At 71.2% G+C, this 19,753-nt stretch carries 14 protein-coding genes; 5 read left to right on the top strand and 9 right to left on the bottom strand.

The features are described 5' to 3' along the window. Positions 1–185: 185 nt before the first annotated feature. A complete protein-coding gene (locus tag AB0K14_RS07415) occupies positions 186–1,091 on the bottom strand; it encodes a class I SAM-dependent methyltransferase (RefSeq protein WP_360459111.1) in 906 nt (301 codons plus the stop codon). A gap of 371 nt (positions 1,092–1,462) precedes the next feature. Here AB0K14_RS07415 and AB0K14_RS07410 point away from each other — a divergent pair, with 371 nt between their 5' ends. Further along, entirely contained in the window at positions 1,463–3,373 is a 1,911-nt protein-coding gene (locus AB0K14_RS07410; protein ID WP_360459109.1) for a DUF6541 family protein, read from the top strand. 95 nt (positions 3,374–3,468) lie between these two features. Here the strand turns inward: AB0K14_RS07410 and AB0K14_RS07405 are convergent, their stop codons facing one another. Together AB0K14_RS07405 and AB0K14_RS07400 are read right to left on the bottom strand one after the other, a co-directional pair. Continuing rightward, on the bottom strand, positions 3,469–4,359 hold the full coding sequence (locus tag AB0K14_RS07405) for an aminoglycoside phosphotransferase family protein (RefSeq protein ID WP_360459107.1): 891 nt from the start codon (positions 4,357–4,359) through the stop codon (positions 3,469–3,471). Between the two features lie 151 nt (positions 4,360–4,510). Next, complete coding sequence (locus AB0K14_RS07400; protein WP_360459105.1) at positions 4,511–5,863, bottom strand: family 43 glycosylhydrolase; 1,353 nt, start codon at positions 5,861–5,863, stop codon at positions 4,511–4,513. A gap of 669 nt (positions 5,864–6,532) precedes the next feature. On the opposite strand from AB0K14_RS07400, the gene AB0K14_RS07395 reads away from it, so the two are divergent. Together AB0K14_RS07395 and AB0K14_RS07390 are read left to right on the top strand one after the other, a co-directional pair. Continuing rightward, positions 6,533–7,996 carry a leucine-rich repeat protein gene (locus AB0K14_RS07395; RefSeq protein WP_364337653.1) on the top strand — a complete coding sequence of 488 codons (1,464 nt, stop codon included), beginning with the start codon at positions 6,533–6,535 and terminating at the stop codon, positions 7,994–7,996. Positions 7,997–8,328: 332 nt separating this feature from the next. Beyond that, complete coding sequence (locus AB0K14_RS07390; RefSeq protein ID WP_360459101.1) at positions 8,329–9,447, top strand: hypothetical protein; 1,119 nt, start codon at positions 8,329–8,331, stop codon at positions 9,445–9,447. 78 nt (positions 9,448–9,525) lie between these two features. Here AB0K14_RS07390 and AB0K14_RS07385 read toward each other — a convergent pair whose 3' ends face one another. After that, complete coding sequence (locus AB0K14_RS07385) at positions 9,526–10,926, bottom strand: endo-1,4-beta-xylanase (RefSeq protein WP_360461307.1); 1,401 nt, start codon at positions 10,924–10,926, stop codon at positions 9,526–9,528. A gap of 382 nt (positions 10,927–11,308) precedes the next feature. On the opposite strand from AB0K14_RS07385, the gene AB0K14_RS07380 reads away from it, so the two are divergent. Then, a complete protein-coding gene (locus AB0K14_RS07380) occupies positions 11,309–12,343 on the top strand; it encodes a LacI family DNA-binding transcriptional regulator (RefSeq protein WP_360461310.1) in 1,035 nt (344 codons plus the stop codon). A 12-nt stretch (positions 12,344–12,355) separates the two neighbouring features. Here AB0K14_RS07380 and AB0K14_RS07375 read toward each other — a convergent pair whose 3' ends face one another. From AB0K14_RS07375 to AB0K14_RS07360, 4 genes are all read right to left on the bottom strand, one after another. Next, positions 12,356–13,222, bottom strand: coding sequence for an alpha/beta hydrolase (locus AB0K14_RS07375; RefSeq protein WP_360461313.1), 867 nt, complete (start codon positions 13,220–13,222; stop codon positions 12,356–12,358). Positions 13,223–13,302: 80 nt separating this feature from the next. Beyond that, entirely contained in the window at positions 13,303–13,947 is a 645-nt protein-coding gene (locus AB0K14_RS07370) for a thiopurine S-methyltransferase (RefSeq protein ID WP_360461316.1), read from the bottom strand. A gap of 57 nt (positions 13,948–14,004) precedes the next feature. Continuing rightward, positions 14,005–16,671, bottom strand: a complete 2,667-nt coding sequence (locus AB0K14_RS07365; RefSeq protein ID WP_360461319.1) for a hypothetical protein — start codon at positions 16,669–16,671, stop codon at positions 14,005–14,007. Positions 16,672–17,066: 395 nt separating this feature from the next. After that, positions 17,067–18,305: a PQQ-dependent sugar dehydrogenase gene (locus AB0K14_RS07360; protein ID WP_360461322.1), complete on the bottom strand. Its 1,239-nt coding sequence runs from the start codon at positions 18,303–18,305 to the stop codon at positions 17,067–17,069. Positions 18,306–18,596: 291 nt separating this feature from the next. Between AB0K14_RS07360 and AB0K14_RS07355 the strand changes: the two genes are divergently transcribed. Beyond that, positions 18,597–18,974 carry an STAS domain-containing protein gene (locus tag AB0K14_RS07355; protein WP_360461325.1) on the top strand — a complete coding sequence of 126 codons (378 nt, stop codon included), beginning with the start codon at positions 18,597–18,599 and terminating at the stop codon, positions 18,972–18,974. A 228-nt stretch (positions 18,975–19,202) separates the two neighbouring features. Here AB0K14_RS07355 and AB0K14_RS07350 read toward each other — a convergent pair whose 3' ends face one another. Then, positions 19,203–19,601 carry an ATP-binding protein gene (locus AB0K14_RS07350; RefSeq protein ID WP_360461328.1) on the bottom strand — a complete coding sequence of 133 codons (399 nt, stop codon included), beginning with the start codon at positions 19,599–19,601 and terminating at the stop codon, positions 19,203–19,205. Positions 19,602–19,753 lie beyond the last annotated feature (152 nt).

Below are 19,753 nucleotides of genomic sequence, written 5' to 3'. Positions count from 1 at the left end.
ATCCGCCGACCGTACCGCCGGGTTTCCCGCGCAGGCGGTCCATGGCGTGAAGGGTGGCCGACATGGCGGATTACGCGGACACGACCGGTCGTGCCACGGCACCTGACGGCGCAACGAACGCACCCGGATTGCCCAGTGACGGTAGGCCGGGCCGCGAAACCCACGGGCACCGGTACCGCGACGGGTCACCGGGTGGCGGGCTTGTCCAGCACCAGCGCCGAGTAGCGGCAGGCGGCACCCCACACGAGGTGCGCGCGCACGCTCTCGTCCACGCGCCGCCAGTCGTCACGGGTCAGTTCGCGCAGGCCCGGCCAGCGCAGCCGCAACGCCCGGCGGCCGGCCTCGGTGGACGTCACCCGCAGCGCAGGGCGGGCGAGCCGCATCGGCAGTCCGAGCACCGGGCGCGTCCAGTCGTGCACGGCCCGGACGGTGAACCCGGCGTCGACGGCCTTGTCGGTGTACCGGGCCAGGGGCTCGACCTGCTCGAAGTGCCACGCGGTCCGGACCACGCGGTCCGGGTCCACCGCGTCGATCGTGGTCGGGTCCGGGTCCCGCCAGGTGAAGTCGACCAGCACCAGCCGCCCGCCCGGCCGCAGCAGGCGGAAGCACTCGGCCAGGAACGCCCGCCGCCCGTCCGGCCCGAAGTGGAACGCGGCCTCCAGGCAGTGCACCCGATCGAACGTGCCGTCACCCAGGTCCACGCCGTCCGCGCTCGGCGGCGGCGCGGTGGCGTCGGCGACCGCGAACCGGGTGTTCGGCCTGCTCCCGAACCGGCGACGGGCCTCGGCGACCTGCTCGGGCTGCACGTCCAGCCCCACCGCGTCACAGCCCCGTTCACCCAGCAGCGCGGTGGACAGGCCGCGCCCGCAGCACGCGTCGAGCACCCGGTGCCCCGGCCGCGCGTCCAGCAGCGCCAGCGACCGCCGCAGCAACCTGCGCTGGAACCACCCCACCCCACCCACCAGCAGCGGCAACGTCGGCACGGTGAAGTGGCCGACGTTGACCAGGTCACCCCAGCCGACGTGCCGCAGCACGTGGAACAGCACGTTGGTGTCGCTGTAGGAGTCGGCGATGTCCCGCTCGTCGGTCATGGCGACGCGTCCCCTCTGGGGTTGACCCGATGTGACGGACCTCCAGATCCTCCCCTGGTTCCACCGGAGCCGGGTCCCCGGGCTGCGATGACCTCCAGGACACCGCTTGGTACGGCATCCGCCCGCGTCCGCGAACACCTCGGCGGCTTCCCTCCGAGGTTCACCCCCCTGATAGGCCGTTGGTGTGAACTCCGGACCGATTACCGGGCTCGACCCAACCTGGGCAGGCCTCGAACGACTCTGTAGGCAGGGCCCGCGTCCGGGGACGTCGGGGGACGGCAGAACGCTTCTTCGCGGGCCCGAATTGCGATCTGTTGGGCATCCACGTCGTCGTCGAGGCGTCGCGGTCTGCCATGCGCACGGGGGGTCTTGTGAACTGGGTCGAGGTCGTGCCGGTCGTGCTGGTCACGGTCGCGTGGTTGTGGTTACCGGGTCTACCGGTGACCTTCATGATGGGGTTGAGGGGGATCACGGGGTTCGCGACCGCCCCGCTGGTGGGCATCGCGGTGGTCGCGTCCGCGGCGGTGCTCGCCGAGGCGGGCGGCGTGGACTGGTCGCCCGCGGCGGCGCTGGGACTTGCCGCGATCGTGTGGGCGGTGGCGGGAACCGGCGTGTTCCTGTTGCGCCGCAGGGAATTCCTCGCGGCGCGGCCGGATCCGCGTCGACTGACGGTAGTGGCGGTCGTCGGGTTGTTGCCCGCGCTCGCGTTGGCCGCGTTCGGCGTGGTGCGCGCCGTGGGACCGCCGGACAGCCTCTCCCAGGTGTTCGACACGCCGTTCCACTACAACGCCCTCGCCTACGTCCGTGACACGCACCAGGCGTCGTCGCTGACGATCGGCTCGCTCGGCAACCCCGAGGTGCCCGCCACGTTCTACCCGGCGGCGTGGCACGACTTCGGTTCGCTGGTGATGATGTCCACCGGCACGTCGATCCCCGTCGCGGCCAACGTGCTGTGCGCGGTCGTCACCGTGCTGCTGTGGCCGGCGTCGTGCCTCCTGCTGGCGCGTCAACTGTTCGGCCGCAACAACGCCGCGCTCGCGATCACGGGCGCGTTGAGCGTGGCGTTCCCCGCGTCGCCGTGGGACCTGTTCGGCTGGGGCGTGCTGTGGCCCAACCTGTTCGGGATGGCGATCGCACCCGCGGCGTTCGCGCTCGTGCTGACGGTGACCGGCTGGGTGCGTGACGACGCGATCGGCAGGCCGCGTGCCTGGCTCCTGCTCGGGGTCGCCGTGGTGGCGGCCGGGTTCGCGCACCCCAACGTGCTCTTCTCGCTGATCGTGCTGTCCCTCTTCCCGGTCGGCGCGGCGGTGTTCGCGCGGGCGAGGCGACTGCGCAACCGGCGCGGTGTCGTCGAGTGCGCGGTGTTCGTGGTCGTGGTGCTCGCCGGGTGGTCGTGGTCGGCGACCTCACCGGTGTTCGCGGCCGCCAGGGGGTGGGACTGGAAACCGACCGGGACCCCGGCCCAGGCGGTGGGCGAGGTGTTGCTCAACGCCACCAACCACCGCAACGCACTGTGGCTGCTGTCGGCGGTGGTGGTCGTCGGCATGTGCACCGTCCGCCGGTTCCCCGCGCTGCGGTGGGTCCTGGCGGGGCACCTGGTGACCGGCTTCCTGTACATGCTGGCCGCAGGTCTCAACCGGCCGGACACGCGGCTGCTCACCGGCTACTGGTTCAACGACTCGCACCGGCTCGCGGCCATGCTGCCGATCACCGCCGTGCCGCTCGCCATCGCCGGGATCCTGGCCATCGCCACCGCGTCGCGAGCACGCGTGCCGGCGCCGCACGCCGCCATCGCCGTCGCGCTCACGGTGCTGCTGGCCGTCGCGACCGGCGGTCTCCACCAGGCCGACCGCGAGGGTCGCATCACCGTCACCTACCCGCGCGTCGAGCAGCACAAGTTGGTGACCGACGAGATGCGGGCGTTCTACGCGCGGATCGCCGACGACATCCCGGAGGACACCCGGGTCATCGGCAACCCGTTCGACGGGAGCGTGATGCTGTGGGCGCTGGCGGACCGCGAGGTGCTGTTCCCGCACTTCCTGACCGCCGTCAGCCCCGATCAGGACTACCTCGGCAGGAACCTCGACGACGCGGCCACCGACCCGGAGGTCTGCCGGGTGCTCACGCGCCACCGGGTCGGGTACGTGCTCATCGGCAAGGAGGGCGCGGACACGCTGGGCGGCCGTTACGGCGGCATCCTCGGCGTGCGGGACGCCCGGGGCTTCGAGCTGGTGGACCAGTCGGGGCAAACCCGGCTGTACCGCGTCACCGCCTGCGACTGACACCGGCGCCCGCCGGTCGACCTCGACCGGCGGGCCGCCGCGGGAACGCGGCAGGCCCTCGACCGCAGTCTGGAACAAGTCCGTTGCAGCGCGCGTCAAACGCCCTTCAGCACACGATCAAGTGCCGCCCGGCCCGCGGGTCCCCAGTGCGGCTTGCCGCCGGGGAGGCCGCGGTCTCCGTTCTGCCCCATGAGCATCAGGAAGAGGCTCTTCATGGCGGCCAGCCCGCGGGCGCGCAGGATCGACGCCTCGTCCGCTCGCGCGTAGGTGTCGAAGAACCGCGAGGCCGTGCCCGCGGGTAGCAGCACCCAGGCGGCGGCGAGGTCCCACGCCGGATCGCCGGCGAACATGTCACCGAAGTCGACGACGCCCGAGAGCGTTCCGTCCGAGACGACGACGTTCGCGGGGTGGAGGTCGCCGTGCACCCACACCGGCGGGCCCTCCCACGCGCCGGCGGCAACGGCGTCGTCCCAGACGGTCCGGACGTCGGCAGCGATGTCGTCGGGAGCAACGGCCCGGAAGAAGTCCTCGAAACCGTCCGCGCAGTCCCTGGGATGGGCTCCGCGGTCGGTAGCGATCGGCGCTTCGGCCGGTGCCTCCACGTGGAGCGCCTGGAGGAAGCCCGCCAGCGTGTCGGCCGCATGGGCGCCCCGGCTGATCACGGCGTGGTCCAGGGGCTCGCCGGGAACCCACGTCATCACGGTCCAGTGCTTGGGGAAGCGCTCGGACGGTGCACCGGACCGCACCGGGGTCGGCACCGGCAGCGGCAGGCGCGGGGCCACCACGGGTAGCCACCGCCGCTCCTTGAGCTGGAGCGCCGGGGTCGGGTCCATGCGCTGCATGCGCACGGCCAATTCGTCCCCGAGGCGCCACATCTGGTTGCCCCAGCCGCCCGGCACCTCGCGGATGGTCAGCCCGGCGAGGTCCGGGTGCTGCTCCCGCAACAGGTCGCGGACCAGGTCAGCGGTGATCTCGGTGTCGGCCACGTGAAGTCAGCGTACCGACGCAGCGGGCGCAGCGGCGGGCGAGGTGGTCCTCGAAGCCTTCTGGGACCAAGGCCCTGGCCAGTACCGAGCCCTCCCTTGCGGCTGTGGCGGTTGACCACGAGCAACACGCCACGTCATGTCGACGACACCGCTAGGCAGGCGTCTGACGCCAACGCTGGTTCGCGCTGCCGGTGCAGGTCCACTGGACGAGCCGGGTCCCGCTGGTGGTGGCGGACGAGGGGACGTCGAGGCACTTGCCGCTGGCGCGGTTGACCAGTGACACGGTGGTCGCGTCGACGGTGCGCACGGTCCACTGCTGGTTGGTGCCGCCGTGGCAGCGCCACTGCAGCACGCTCGCGCCGTCCGCGATCGAGCCGCTGGACACGTCCAGGCACGATCCGGTGGCCCGGTTGAGGACCTCGACGTAGCCGCCCGCCTTCGCGCGGAGCTGCCAGTGCTGGGACTCCGCGTTCGACGGGGTCGCCTGCTGGACCGCCGACCCCGAGGTGTCCAGCCGCAGGCCGCTGTGCTGCGCGGTGAAGGTGGCGAACGGGCCCACACCGCCCGCGGTCTGCACCACGGTGCGGATCGTGCCGTCCGGGTTGTGGTGCAGGCGGTCCATCACGACCGACCTCTTGTAGCCGCTGCCGCCCTCACGGGCGTTCTTGTGGTACGCGACGTACCACTGTCCCTGGTACTGGAAGAGCGAGTGGTGGTTGGTGCTGACGTTGACGTAGTCCAGGAGCACGCCGCGGTAGGTGAACGGGCCCAGCGGTGACGAGCCGGTGGCGTAGTGGATCTGGCCCGGCCAGCCGGTCGAGTACGAGAAGTAGTAGGTGTCGCCGACCTTGTGCAGGTGCGGTGCCTCGCCGTACTGGGTCGCACCGGTCACGCCGACGTCGGTGATCGGCCCGACCGTGGACACCATGTCCGCGCCCAGCCGGACCACCTTCGGCGTCCGCGTGCCGAAGTACATGTAGGACGAACCGTCACCGTCGGTGAAGATCATCGGGTCGATGGGCTCGTCGCCCACGTTGGTGTCGCGGGCGCGGTCCACCAGCGCGCTGCCCCGCGCGTCGGTGAACGGACCCGTCGGCGACGACGAGACCGCCACGCCGATCTTCGTCCGGTCCACGGGGAGGTAGAGGTAGTAGCGGCCGTTGCGCTCCGCCGCACCCGGGGCCCACGCGTACCGGCTCGCCCACGAGAAGCCCGCGATCGAGAAGATGTCGCCGTGATCGGTCCAGTCCACCAGGTTCGCCGACGAGTAGGACCGCCACGACGACGAGTCCCAGTAGGTGCCGCTGTTCGTCTGGTCGTCGGTGAGGTACAGGTGCACCCGGCCGTTGAACACGTGCGCGGACGGGTCCGCGACGAACCGGTCGGGGACGATCGGGTTCGCGGCGCTCGCCGACGGCACGCCGATCACCACGGAGCCCACGAGCACACCGACGGCCAGGGCGCCGCGCAGGACACCCCGGCTCGCGCCGCGACGGTTCCCCACCTCGTGCACCGGTCGCGCCGCGAGGTCCGGCCGGCCAACGCGTGAAGTCTCGATGACGATCACTCCCGATCTGCGATGTGCGGGTTGGTGTCCGTTGTGGTCCGGCAGCCGGACTTCTCAGGGCACGCTCGGCACGTGGCGACGTCTCCGTGCCGCCGCGGAGCGGCCGGATCACCGTGGTGAGGAACAGGCTGTCGGGAACGCGGGCCCGGGCGGTTCTCGCGTCGTGGCGTCGTGACGTCCGGACGGGGCTGCTGGTCGAGGTTCGTTAACGCTAACAGGAGATGGCGAGAACCCCAATACCCGTTCCGGGGGACGCGAGGTCGACCGTGACTGTGCCCGTACATCGCCAGGGTCGTTGGCAGCCTGGGAGCTTCCAAGAATCAGGTCGCGTCCGCGTCTGCCGATCAGGGCGGGGGCTGCGCCGACCGCCGACTCACCGGCTCGGATCAGCGTCGATCCATGTGAGCGATAACACCGTCTTGGAAGGTCGGCTGGCGACCAGTGGCGATCCCGACCACGGGGTCGACGGATCGACCGTTGACCGCAGGTGCGACACGTCCTAGGTTTCGCCGGAGCTGTCACTCGCAGGGCCGGCCCTGGCTGTCCCTCGGCGGTGTGCGGCAGACCCGTCCACCCCCACTCCGAAGCGGTGACGCAGACACCGATATGAAGCGCAAAGCCATGCTCGTCGTCGGAACCGTCCTCGCCGTCGCGGGCGCCGGAGCGATCGTCCTCACGTCGGACGGGGACCCCTCCCGGCCACCTGCCGCCGCACACGACCTCGCCACCCCCGGCTCCCCTGTCGCCACCGAAAGCGCACCGACCACCGCGACGACCACGTCGTCACAGGTCTCCGCGACGTCCGCCACTCCCGGTGCGGGGCGGGGATCGGTTCGAGACGCGGGCCTGCGGTACTCGGAAGGAGCGGTACCCGAGGACCCGACCACCGATCCCGGGCCGGATCCGGTGTTCGCGAACGACCCCGACCTGCGCCGCGACGACGGCTACAGCTACCGGACCGGCAGACCCGGTGACCACCGCCTGGCCGAGGGGACCCTCGCGTTCCAGTACGACGTGACCACCAACGCCCTCAAGGCCCGCCTGGCCGAACGCAGGTCGGAACTCGCGGAGGCGACCGGCATCGCCCTGTACCTCACCGGCGGCACGGCGCTCTCCGACGGTGACCTCGCCGCGTTGCAGGGCGTGCACCGCGACCTCGGCCTGGGCAATCTCAGCCGGCTCTACGTCTACAACCTGCGCGCCATCCAGGGCGGCCGGGAGTGCACCCCCGCGTCCCGGCTGCCGTGCGCGGGCCAGCAGGCCCGGGGCGGCAAGTTCCCCTACCTGTGGCACAACGGTTGGTGGGACACCTGGGTCGAGCAGCTCGTCCTCGACGACCTGGTCTCCGTGCCCGACGGCGCGTTCAGCAACCACAAGTTCAGCGAGGTGAGCCTGCGCGGCGCCCGGTCGATCGGCGTCATGGCCTTCGGCCACGCCCCGTACGCCAAGCTCAGCGTCCTGTACCTGCCCAGCGTCGACACCATCGCCCACGACGCCTTCCGCCGCAACCAGTACCTGGTCAAGGTGAACCTGCCGAACGCGACCGAGGTCGATGACTTCGCGTTCGACGACGCCTCCCGCCTCCAGTACCTCACCGCGCCCCAGCTGCGACGGCTCGGTCGCAACGCGGTGAACGACAGCCACGAGCTGGTGTCGGTCAACCTGCCCAGGCTGGAGTACCTGGGCATCAACTGCTTCGACCTGAACCACCGGCTCGTCGGGTTGCGCCTGCCCGCCCTCGTCGAGATGGACAAGAACGCGGTCACCAACTTCTCGAACCTGCGATGGGTCCACGCACCTCGGCTGACCACGGTCCGGCACAACGCCATCACCAACAACGCGAAGCTGACCACGATGGTCATACCGGGCGTCACCCTGCTCGGACCGGGCGCGGTCCAGGGCAACCCCGCCCTGACCGCGGTCTACCTGGGGCCGACACCACCTAGGCAGGAGACCGACGTGTTCACCGGAAGTCCGAAGGCGACGGTCTACCACACCGGCGATCCCGCGGCGTGGGCGACGTTCGAGCCGTCCGGCAACCCCGGGCTCGCGGTCCGCCCCAAGCCCTGATCGGGCGTCCTGAGCCCGGAATCAGTCCTCGCGTCGGTGGCTCGACTGACCGCACGGCACGGCGAGGAGGGATGGTCGCAACCCCACAGTCCCACAGCCCGGCGAACCGGCTCACCGCCCGCACGGCCGGCAGGTCGACCGGACGTGGGCCGTGCGGCAGGGCGGAGTCGGCCACCCGGTCGACCACGTGGCGCGCACCGGTGCTCGACCGGGTCGACAAGCCTTGTGCGGTCAACGCTTCCACCCTGATTCCACTGTCCGGACGACGCCGGCGGAGGGTGCCGGAGACTATCGTTGGATCGATTCAGCGGACATCTCGCAATGGAGCGACCATGCCCCGGTTACACACGCCCGCAGGCGTCCTCGCGCTCGTCGTGGCCCTGCCCCTGGTGGCCGCGCCCGCCGCACAGGCGAGCGCCACCATCACCGAACTGGCCGGCCTGCCCGGACACCCCGTCCACCGCGCGATCGCGGTCAACAACCTCGACCAGGTCGTCGGCGTCGCCGAGGGCAACGGCAAACCGCGTGCCGTGCGGTGGGTGGCGAGCGGCACCGCGGTCACCGACCTCGGCCTCGGCAGGCCCTCCGGGCTCAACCAGGTCGGCCAGGTCCTCATCGAGGAAGGCGTCAGCCTCACCGGCCCCTTCATCCAGCGGCCCCGGATCTGGCAGGACGGCGCGGTCACCGACATCACCCCCGGCGGCGCCGGCGTGGTGATCGCGTCGGCGATCAGCAACAAGGGCGTGGTGCCGATGACGTACTCCACCTCGTCGTCGGGGTACCACCAGGAGAAGGCGGCGGTGTGGCGGGACGGCGGGCACACGTCGTTGCCCTTGGTAGGGCCGCACCTGTGGGCGAGCGCGGTCAACGACGCCGGCGTGGTCGCGGGCTCCAAGGCGCCCATGTTCGGCACCGACGTCCACGCGTTCCTCTGCCCGGACACCACGACGTGCAAGCCGTTGGCGGCCGTGCCGGGGTCGAGCACGTACTCGGTGGAGGCGATCAACGAAGCCGGGGTGGTCGTCGGCAACCGGGACACCAAGGCGTTGCGCTGGGAAGGCGACCAGGTGACCGTGCTGTCCACGTCCGGCGGGGTGGCGAACGGCTCGCAGGCGATCAACGAGCGCGGTGACGTCGTCGGGTGGACCACGGACGCGAGCGGCACGCGGCGGGCGACGCTGTGGCCGGCCGGCGGCAGGCCCGTGACGCTGAACGTGCCCGGCCGGTCCGAGGCGGTCGCGGTCAACGACCGGGGTGACGTGATCGGCTGGACGGGCAGTGCCAGTGCGCCCCGAGGATTCCTGTGGCGCAACGGGAAGGTCGTCTACCTCGGCTCCCTCGGCGGCACCCGCAGCCTGCCGGTGGCGTTGAACGAACGGGGCACGGTCGTCGGCGAGAGCACCACCGGCGACAGCACGGTCAAGGCCGTCAAGTGGACCGTGGTCGGCTGACCCGTCCGACGCGGGTCGCCTGCGTACCCGGGTCTCGCGGAGCGGCGGTGACCGCTCCGCGAGACCTCATCTCCGGGGTCAGGCGGTCGTGCAGGTGACGGTGGCCGGGACCGGGTTGGTGCCGGTCCACGAGCCGAGGAAGCCGAACGAGGTGCTGCCGCCGACGGGGACGGAGCCGTTGTAGCTCGCGTTGCGCACGGAGACGTCCTGGCCGCTGGTGGTCAGCGTGCCGTTCCAGACCTGGTTCACCTTCTGCCCGGCGCCGAGGGTCCACTTCACCGTCCACCCGGACAGGGCGGTCGAGGAGTTGTTGCGGACGGTGATCTCGCCCTGGAACCCGCCGCCCCACTGGCCGGTCACCCGGTAGGTCGCGGTGCAGCCACTGCCGTTGTCACCGGTGGTGGTCGTGGTGGTGGTCGTGGTCGTGGTGCCGCCGAGGGCTTCGTACACGGCCCAGTACGAGGGCTTCTTGGCGAAGTTCTCGTCGTAGATCAAGGCCGCGCCCTCGCCGGGGAACACCGAGGGGATCCAGGAGTAGCCGTCGGAGAAGTCCCACACCGTGATGCCGACGCACCGGGTCACGGCCAGGCAGGCGTTGACCACGGTCCGGTAGTCGGCCGCCTGCTGGGCGTCCTTGGTGGCGTCCCGCGGGGTCCGCATCCGGATGTCCAGTTCGGTGATGGCGACGTCGACGCCGAGGTCGGCGAAGCGCTGGATGTTCTGCTGCAACGTGCTCGGCACCTGGCCGAGGATGAGGTGGGCCTGCAGGCCGACGCCGTCGATGGGGATGCCCTGCTGCTTGAACGACCTCACCAGGTTGTACACGGCGTCGCTCTTGGCGCCGATGCCCTCGATGTTGTAGTCGTTGTAGTAGAGCTTGGCGGTCGGGTCGGCGGCGCGGGCGGCCTTGAACGCCTCGGCGATGTAGCTGTCGCCGAGCTTCTGCTGGAACACCGACTGCCGCCGGGTGCCGTCCTCCTCGAACGCCTCGTTGACCACGTCCCAGTGCACGACCTTGCCCTTGTAGTGACCGGCGACGTTGGCGATGTGGTTGCGCATCACGCCGAGCAGTTCGCCGGTGGGCACGCTGTTGACCCAGTCGGGGAGCTGGTTGTGCCACACGAGCGTGTGACCGCGCACGATCTGGTTGTGCGCCTGCGCGAACGCGACGATCTGGTCGGCCTGGGCGTAGTCGAACCGGCCGCGGCTGGGCTCGGTGTACTGCCACTTCTGCGTGTTGCCGACGGTGATCTGGTTGAACTCGCTGCCCAGCACGGCCGTGTAGGGGGCGTTGTTCAACGTCGGGTTGTCCGTCGCCGAGCCGAAGTAGCGGCCCTTGGCCGCGGCGAGCTGTCCGAGCGTCGGGTCCGCGGCCGCGGTGGACGGCGCGGCGACCGCCATGCCGACTGCGAGCGTCCCGGCGACGGCGACGGCCGTCGCGGCGAGGACGCGGCGCGCGCGTCCTGCTGGTGCTGACATGTGTCTTCTCCTGACATCGGTGTCGGGACCGCCGCACGGGTGCGCCCGATGGGCGGGTGGCGTGCCCGTGCGGCCGGGGGTGAGCGCGCGGGGAAGTCCCGTGCGCCCGGTGTGCCCCCGGTCGGGACGTGGGCCGACCGGGACCTCGACCGGCGGGGACGGTGCGCGCCGATCAGGCCTGCCGCTGTCCGCCGGTGCGGAGCGGTGGGTGGCGGTCCGGGCGGACGAACGGCGCCACACCCAGGGCGGTTCGAAAATTTCGCTGTAGGCTCCGAATGTTAACTCGATCAGACGGTAAGCCGGGCCGTGGCGACCGTCAAGACGTGCTGCCGCAGCGGGTGCGAAACGTTCGACCGCACGGCCGAACCACTAGAATCCCACCATGACGCCGGCCCGACGCCCGTCGACCGACACGGTCGAGCGCGGGGGCGCGACCATCGCCCGCATCGCCGAACTGGCCGGGGTGTCCACGGCCACGGTGTCCAAGGTCGTCAACGGGCGCGCGGAGGTGGCGGCGGAGACCCGGGCCATGGTGGAGCGGGTGATCCGCGAGCACGGTTACCGCAGGCAGAAGAAGCCGAACCGGGCCACCCTGGTCGAACTCGTGCTGCACGAGCTCGAAGGCGCCTACGCCATGGAGGTGATCAAGGGCGTCGAGCGGGTGGCGAGCGAGCACGAGCTCGCCGTGGTGCTCACCGAGCTGCACGGCCGGCACACGCCCGGCCGCACCTGGATCGAAGGCGTCCTGACCCGCAAGCCCGCCGGTGTGATCACCGTGTTCTCCGGCCCCACACCGGCCCAGCAGGAGCAGCTGTCCTCCCGCGGCATCCCGTTCGTCCTGGTCGACCCGACCAGCGTCCCGGAACCCGACTTCCCGTCGGTGGGCACCAACAACTGGAGCGGCGGCCTGACCGCCACCCGCCACCTGCTCGAACTCGGCCACCGGCGCATCGCCGCCATCACCGGCCCGCCGCACGCGCTGTCCAGCCGTGCCCGCCTCGACGGCTACCGCGCCGCGCTGGACGCCGCGAACGTCCCCGTCGACCCGCGGCTGATCCGCGAGGGCGACTTCAACCTCGTCGACGGCCTCGCCCACGGTCGCGACCTGCTACGGCTCGACGTCCCGCCGACCGCCGTCTTCGCCTTCAACGACGCCCAGGCCCTCGGCGTCTACCACGCCGCGCACGAGGCGGGACTGCGCATCCCGCACGACCTGAGCGTGATCGGGTTCGACGACCTGCCGCCCGCCCAGTGGGCCATCCCGGCGCTGACCACCGTCCGCCAGCCGCTCACCGACATGGCCGCCGCCGCCACCGACATGATCGTCACCCTCAGCCAGGGCGAACCCCTCGCCCGGCACCGCCTGACGCTCACCACCGAACTGGTGGTCCGCGCCAGCACGGCGCCGGCGCGGTGATGTCACCGGGTTCTAAGCGCGGTGCGCGTTCTCGACTATCGCGTCGATGACCGTCGGCCACGCGCCGGGCGGGAAATCGTGCCCCATGCCGGGAACGAGCACGAGCCGTGCACCGCTGATCGCGGCCGCCGTCGCCTCGCCACCGGAGTGGTGGCACATGCGGTCCGCCGTCCCGTGGACGACGACCGTCGGAGCCGTGATGCGGGCCAGTTGGTCGGTGCGATCGCCCGCCGCGCGTACTGCCCGGTACTGCCGGCGGCGGCCGTCACGGTGGTCGGGGTCGCGGCGGAACGAGAGCGCGGTCGCCCGCCTGATCTCGTCGACGTCCTGCTCGAAGCCGTGAGAACCGATGGTGTCGAACAGCCGCACGCGCCGCTCGATCGCCTGTTGCTCGGTGCGGGCGCCCCGGGAGAACAGGTGGCGGACCAGCCGCGGCGAGGTGCGGCCCTTGCCGCGGCGGCCGGTGGTGGACATGAGCGACGCCAGGCTCAGCACGCGCGTCGGGTGGAGCGCGGCCGTGACCTGGGCGATCATCCCGCCCATCGACGCACCGACCACGTGGGCGCGGTCGATGCCGAGCGCGTCGAGGAGCCCGATGGTGTCGGCGGCCATGTCGCCCAGCGCGTAGTCGACGCCGGGCAGGTGCGTCGAGCGGCCCGCGTCCCGGTTGTCGAAGCGAACGACGAAGAAGCCGCGCCCGGCGAGCCGCCGGCAGAACTCGTCGGGCCAGTGCACGAGTTGGAACCCCAGGCCCATGATCAGCAGCAGCGCGGGCTGTCGCGGGTCGCCGAAGGTCTCACAGCAGAGCTCGATGCCGTTCGCCGGGACGATCCGCTCCGCAGCGCCGGTCGTGTGGTCCTGCACGGGTCTTTCCGCCATTCGGGATGGGTGCTCTCCGCCGTCGGCGAACCTGCCGCAGGCTATCCGGCGCGCCGTTGCCCGACCAACACCTTTAGCCCCTATCGCGCACGGAGCAGGAAGCCGTGCTCCACGAGGCCGGTCAGGCCGAACTTCTCCACCATCCGGTGGCCCGGCCTGGGCTCCGCGGCCAGGTGCTCGACCTCGAACGCGTGGCCGAAGCGTTCGACGACCTCCTCCGGCCCGACGGCGAACGGCGGCGACGGCAGCCTCGGGTGGTAGTCCAGGGTGTTGATGAAGTACCGGGTGCCGGGCCGCACCAGCCGGGTGATCGCCTCGGCGTAGCGCTGCCGCATGTCGTGCGGGAACGCGATCAGCGCGGCCCGGTCGTACACCAGGTCCACCGGGCCGAGCACCTCCGGCCTCAGCGTGAGGATGTCCTGGCGGCGGATCACGAGGTTGCCGCAGCGGAACACGTCGGGCTCCTCCTCCACCGGGTCCAGGTCGTTCTCGGCGAAGAACTCCGCGACCGCCCTGGGCACCAGCTCGACCCCGATGACCTCCGCCGCCGACTCCTGGAAGAACCGGAGGTCGGCGGTCTTGCCGCACAGCGGCACCAAGACCCTGGCCCCGGCCACCACGCCGAGCCGGTCCAGCAGCAGGGCGTGCTGGTGCACGTCGGGCAGGTGGAAGCTGGTCTTCGTGCCGCCCTGTTCCCAGGAGTCGTACCAGAACTCGGATTCCATGCTGGAGTGGAGGCGCGCGGGGCGTGCTGGAGACGGGTCCGAACGGGTGACGTCCGGTCACGCGCAGGGTTGTCCCGTGGCGGGCTCGTCGGTCCGGTGCGTGGCCCCGGTCTCGAAGACCCGCGCCGGGGCTGGTTTCCCCGCCTTGAAGGCGTCGGGGATGCTCGACACGCACAGCAGCGACAGGTGCTTGTCCTTGGCGACGCCGTTCTGCCCGAAGATCAGCGGGCCGGTGACGCCGAGGTAGGGCTCGGTGGTGCCGCGGACCTGGTCGAAGAGGTCCAGCGGCGAGGGTGCCGTCTTGGTCGACTTGCCCTGCACCAGGTCCTGCGTCGCGCGGACCAGGAGCAGCACCGCGTCGTAGGCCAGGCCGACGCGCTCGCCGACGGGTTCCATCGAATCGGGTTCGCAGCGGTGGTACATGGCGCGGACGTCGGCGAGGAAGTACTGGCGCTCGGAGTCCGCCGCCCTGAGCAGGTTGTCGCAGAACGCCAGCGAACCCTTGGACACGTACGCCATCCTCAGCGACGGCGGCGCCGTCACGCGGTCGCCGGCGTTGGCCATGTAGCGGTTGACCGAGTCGTTGCCGATCAGCACCGGGTGGTCGGCGGTGCACGTGCGGTACAACTCGTCGACGAACTGGGCGAACTCCGAATAGCGCCCGCCGAAGAACACGACGCCGTCCGAGTACTGCTTCCCGCACGCGGTCCGCAACGACTGGCCCGTCCAGAACAGCTCCTCGTACTCCAGGCCGTGTCGTTCCGCCGATGCCCTCAGGTCCTCGCGGAGCGTGTTGACGTAGAGGTCGCCGTCGGCCTGGTCCTTCTTCTTCGGGCCGAACGTATAGTAGTTGAACAGCTTCTTCTTCCGCAGGACGGTCTTGGTGTACTCGACGACCATGTCGGCCTGGTCCTCGTTCGGCGCCGCGATCTGCAGGTAGTGGCTCGACAGCTCGCCGATGCGGTCGGCGGACAACGTGGGCGCGACGATGGGCAGGTCGGTGTTGTCCAGTGCCTCGATCGCCACCTTGGTGGTGGTCCTGCTCTCCACCAGGCCGACGATGCCCAGCACGGTGGGATCGGACGTCCGCAGAGCCAGGAGTTTGTCGGCGACCGTCGGCGCCGCCCGCATGTTCTGCCCGCCGTTGGCGACGACGATCTTCAGGTAGGGCGAGTCGGCGTTGGTGCGTGCCGCGCCGTTGGCGCGCCGCTGGGCGAGGGCCGCGCCTTGGAGCTCCTCGCGCTCGGCGGCGAAGGTATGGTCACCGACGCCGCCGTCCGGTTTCGTGAGGGTGCCGAAGTAGACCAGGGACATGACGGGATGGGTCGGCCTGCCCGCGAGTTCCTCGTCCACGCGTTCGTTCTCCGCGAAGATCACCTCTTGGACCGTCCGCAGTTCCGGGTCGCTGCCGAACAGCTGGCCGCGGTGGTCGCTGTAGCCGACGCACTCGCCGCTGTCGCGGGTGACGTCGACCCGGCCCGTGTCGACGCGCAGCGGTGCGCAGTCCATCACGAAGGCGCGCAGTGCCACCGTGGACAGGCCCACCGCGATCAGCAGGGGAACCAGCAGCAGGGCCACTCGGTGGACGAACCACGGCGGTCGAGGTACCTCACGGCGTGGCACCAAGGCGGTGACCGTGGGCAGGACGGTCTCGTCGAGCGGGTCGACCGCCACCGCGTAGCCGGTGCCGCGCGGGTCCACCCGCCACCGCCGCAGCGCCGCCCGCACCCCGGCGAGTCGGATGCGGATCCGGGAGTACCCGTCCGCGGTGCCCGGCACGTGGTCCTCCACGGGCTCGACGGTGACCAGAGTCAGCGGGTCGACCTGCTCCTGGCGCACCAGCGCCGCGTGCGCCAGGAGCATGCCGCCCGCGTTGGAGTCGGTGGCACCGGCGACGGTGAGCACCGGGCAGGCGGTGCCGCGCCAAGGCTGCACTCGCCACGGCACCCGGCGGAACTGGTCGCGCAGGTCACGCAGGAACGCGTGGACGAGCAGGCGTCGCGCCTCCTCGGACTCGTGCAAGTGGCCGTCGCGGGTCAACGCCGCCGCCAACGACCAGACGTCCGCGACCTGGTGCGAGGCGCCTTTCCGGTGCATCATCCACCGCAGCACGCTGCCGGTTCCGGGCAGCCGCCAGGCGATCAGCCAGCGGAACAGCACGCCCGGCAGCACCGAGGCGGTCAGGGCCAGGGGCAGGCTGGACCAGGTCGGCGTGACGGTCACCTCGGCTCCGCCGAGCTGGGGGATGCTCGCGAAGAACTTCGAGTTGGCCCGCACCAGCCTCGCGATCTCGGCCTTGCGCTCGCGGGTCCCGCTGGTCAGCCGCTGTCGCACGATGAAGTCGATCAACCAGAAGTGGGGGAAGCGCATCCGCAGCCCGCGGCCGAACGAGCCGGTCGCGAACCGGTCGGCGGCATCCGCGAGCAGGCTTCGCAGGTCTTCGGTGGTCGCGGCACGGCCGTCCTGCTCCGCGACGGTCACCTGCACGTGCGGCACCCGGCGGGGGCCGGCCGCACCGAAGCCGTGGGCCAGCAGTGCGAGCAGGTCGGCGGTATCGGCCACGTCCACGACCAGACCGACCAGCGGCCGCTGCCGTGCATTGCCGCGACGGTCGGGCAGCTTCCGCAGTTCGGCGATGAGTTCGGCGAACAGCACCGGTGTGGTGTCCGCGGCCGATGCGGTGTTGCCGGGTAAGTGGCCACCACCCGACGGATTTCCAGTCATGCTCCACCATCGTCAAGGAGTAGGGCCGGTGCGGCCGGGGTCGCGGCGGCACGACAGCCGTCTGAACGTGTACTCCCTGATCGCCACGAAGGACCGCGACGTTTCACCGAAATCACCGATAAATGCAAATCCCGTCCGGCACGTACCGCATTCCGCAGAAGTGCGGTACGTGCCGGTTCGAGCTCACCGGCGGTTTCCGGGCGACGCGACCGGTGGCCCGGATCGCCGAACCTCCGGCCACCCGGTGGAAGCGGGCCGCCAGGGGCTCGGGACGAAGACCCGTCGTGGTGGGCGGCGGTGTTGTCGATCGGACGTCGGAGTGGAGCCGGGGACGGCCGCACGAGCGCGGCCGTCCCCGGAGGTCTTGCGGTTGCGGAGGGATCAACCCCCGGCGTTCAGCGGTTCGCCACCCCGGCGGCGGCCGGCTGGACCCGCTCGAACCGCACCCGGTTCAGCCACCCCGGGAGGTCGCTGAGCACGTACAGCTCACCGTTCACGTCGGTGCCGATCGCGGTCGGCTGGGTGGGGAAGTTGCCGATCGTGGCGGAGTCGTAGCCGCCGTCGAGCCTGGGACGCACGGCGAACACACGGGTCGAGCAGTAGTCGCTCGCGACGTAGGTCCCCCACGCCGCCGGGGTCCGGGACCCCCGGTACACCACGCCACCGGTCACCGAGCAGTTGTCGTTGTAGTGGTCGTACTCGAAGACCGGGTCGGTGTACCGACCGCCCGCCCGGCACTGCTGCGGGTCGAACACCGGGGTGCCCTCCCGGCAGGACCAGCCGAGGTTCGCCCCGCCCTGCCACGGGCGGACGTGGTTGATCTCCTCGACCAGGCCCTGGCCGACGTCACCGATCCACAACGAGCCGTCAACCGGGTCGAGGGAGAACTTCCACGGGTTGCGCAGCCCGTAGACCCAGATCTCCGGCCGCGCGCCCGCCGTGCGGACGAACGGGTTGTTGTAGGGCACGCAGTAGGGCTTCGGCCCGCAGGTGCGGTTGACGTCGATCCGCACGATCTTGCCGAGCAGGGTGCCGAGGTCCTGACCGGCCTTGTACGGGTCGTAGGCGTGGCCGCCGTCGCCGAGGGACCAGTAGAGGTAGCCGTCGCGGCCGAACGCCACCTGTCCGCCGTTGTGGTTGCCGTACTCGGCGTGCTCCTGGGTGAGCAGCACCTGCAGCCGCTCGGGGGCGCCGATGGGCACCCGCGCCAGGGTCAGCTCGCCCGCGGGCAGGCTCGTGTAGGCCACGTAGAGGATCCCGGTCCGCGCGAAGTTCGGCGCGGGCGTGATGCCGAGCAGGCCGCGCTCGTTGTCCGACTCGTCGATCCGGGCGGTCAGGTCGAGCACCGGCTCGGCCGCCAGGCCGGTGTCGGGGCGGTAGGCGCGGACGGTGCCCGCCTTCTCGGCGATCAGCATCCGACCGTCCGGCAGCCCGGTGATCGCGACCGGACGCCGCAGACCGGACGCCACCTGTTCGGACACCACGGTCAACTCGGTGAGCGGCACCGCGCGGGTGCGGGACGTGCCGGCCGCGGCGCCGCCGCTCACCAACACCGAAGGCAACAGGAACGCGGACAGGGCCAGAACGAGCAGGCCGGCCAACAGGGCGGCCGGGCGACTACGCCGTCGCGACATGCTTCAGCTCCTCAAGCAGGGTGAGGGACACATTCTGGGAGCGCTCCCAACGTACCGCGACTCCCAGGCAACTTCCAGCCGCCGTCTTGTCGCCTTCTCCGGTCGCGGACACCATCCCGACAGGTGAACCGGCCGCACCGAGTGGGCTGCCGAGGTTGAGGTTTCACCGGATGTCGCCGTAACGTGGTGGTGCCCGGTGACGACGCGGGCTGTCCGCGGAGCGTTCCCCGAGTTCAGCAGTGTGCTCGGACCACCGTTCCCGCCGTCACGAGGCGAAGGGTGGTCCCGCACGTGGACGACCAACTCATCGACATCGGCCCGTGGGTCGACATCGCGCACACCGAGCAGGACGGCGTGCTGGTCACCAGCGTGACCGGCGAAGTGGACCACGGCAGCGTCGAGCTGATCAGCGCCGAGCTGACCGCCCGGCTGGACCGGCGGCCCGTCGGGCTGGTGGTCGACCTGGAGGGCGTGCGGTTCTTCGGATCGCTGGGCGTCACGGCAATGCTGGAGGCACGTGAGCGCGCAACCCGCCTGGGCGTCGGGTTCGCCGTGGCCGCCGGGCGGCGTCCGGTGCTCAGGACGTTGCAGGTCACGGGGACGGCGGAGGTGCTGCGGGTCCGCCCCACCCTGCGCGAGGCCCTCGACCTCGCCCGAACATCCGCGTAGCGGGCCGCGACCGGCTGTGCGCGACACGTGAGATAGGCGTTTACCGTCACCCGAGCGGGTGTAAACGAGGTGTGTCGTTCCCGGCGCGCGACCGGGGACGGCGGGACCGCGCAAGTGGTGGGCCAGGTTCGGTGCGGTGTCGTTGAGCAACCAGCGCCCACGCCGATCTGGTTGTGCGGTGCGCACCGGGGGTTCGCGAACCCGGTGCGCACCGCGCCCGGCCGGGCGCTACCCGCCGTTGCGGGAGGTCGTGGCCGCCGAGCAGGAGAGCTCGGCCCACACCGTCTTGCCCACCTCCCGCGCGTCGACTCCCCAGTTCTTGGACAATCGCTCCACGATGATCAACCCGCGGCCCCGGCTGCCGCCCAGTCGCGACCGGCCCAGGACGAGCCCATCGGGTGACGCGTCGTCGACCTCGACGCGCACCGCACCCGGCCCCGGCGACCAACGGAGCCGGACGTGGCGCGGACCGTCGGCGTGGTCGAACGCGTTGCTCACCAGCTCGTTCACCACCAGCACGCAGTCGTCCAGGTCGTCCTCGTCCAGACCGGCCAGGACCTCGCCGACCCAGCGACGCACCAGCCCCAGCTGCGGCGATGGGGCGTCGAGATCGAGCGCGAACGACATTCGCCCCACCTCCCCGGTGTCACTGTCGGCCACGCCCTCCACGCTCCTCCGCTGACGAGCCCCGCCCACGCGATCGCCCGGGTGTCGTGCCGGACAATGATGCCCGATCAGCGCGCCGACAGCGGCCATCCTCGCTGCGCGGCGCGGGACCA

This window comes from Actinosynnema sp. NPDC050801 (genome assembly GCF_040673975.1).
Lineage (GTDB): Bacteria > Actinomycetota > Actinomycetes > Mycobacteriales > Pseudonocardiaceae > Actinosynnema.
Note: the sequence above shows the minus strand (reverse complement) of the source record. Positions and strands in the feature narration are given on the sequence as shown.

Coding starts and splice junctions, on each gene's coding strand:
- AB0K14_RS07415 (WP_360459111.1), bottom strand. CDS start 1,091: ATGACCGACGAGCGGGACATCGCCGACTCCTACAGCGACACCAACGTG.
- AB0K14_RS07395 (WP_364337653.1), top strand. CDS start 6,533: ATGAAGCGCAAAGCCATGCTCGTCGTCGGAACCGTCCTCGCCGTCGCG.
- AB0K14_RS07390 (WP_360459101.1), top strand. CDS start 8,329: ATGCCCCGGTTACACACGCCCGCAGGCGTCCTCGCGCTCGTCGTGGCC.
- AB0K14_RS07385 (WP_360461307.1), bottom strand. CDS start 10,926: ATGTCAGCACCAGCAGGACGCGCGCGCCGCGTCCTCGCCGCGACGGCC.
- AB0K14_RS07380 (WP_360461310.1), top strand. CDS start 11,309: ATGACGCCGGCCCGACGCCCGTCGACCGACACGGTCGAGCGCGGGGGC.
- AB0K14_RS07375 (WP_360461313.1), bottom strand. CDS start 13,222: ATGGCGGAAAGACCCGTGCAGGACCACACGACCGGCGCTGCGGAGCGG.
- AB0K14_RS07370 (WP_360461316.1), bottom strand. CDS start 13,947: ATGGAATCCGAGTTCTGGTACGACTCCTGGGAACAGGGCGGCACGAAG.
- AB0K14_RS07365 (WP_360461319.1), bottom strand. CDS start 16,671: ATGACTGGAAATCCGTCGGGTGGTGGCCACTTACCCGGCAACACCGCA.
- AB0K14_RS07360 (WP_360461322.1), bottom strand. CDS start 18,305: ATGTCGCGACGGCGTAGTCGCCCGGCCGCCCTGTTGGCCGGCCTGCTC.
- AB0K14_RS07350 (WP_360461328.1), bottom strand. CDS start 19,601: ATGTCGTTCGCGCTCGATCTCGACGCCCCATCGCCGCAGCTGGGGCTG.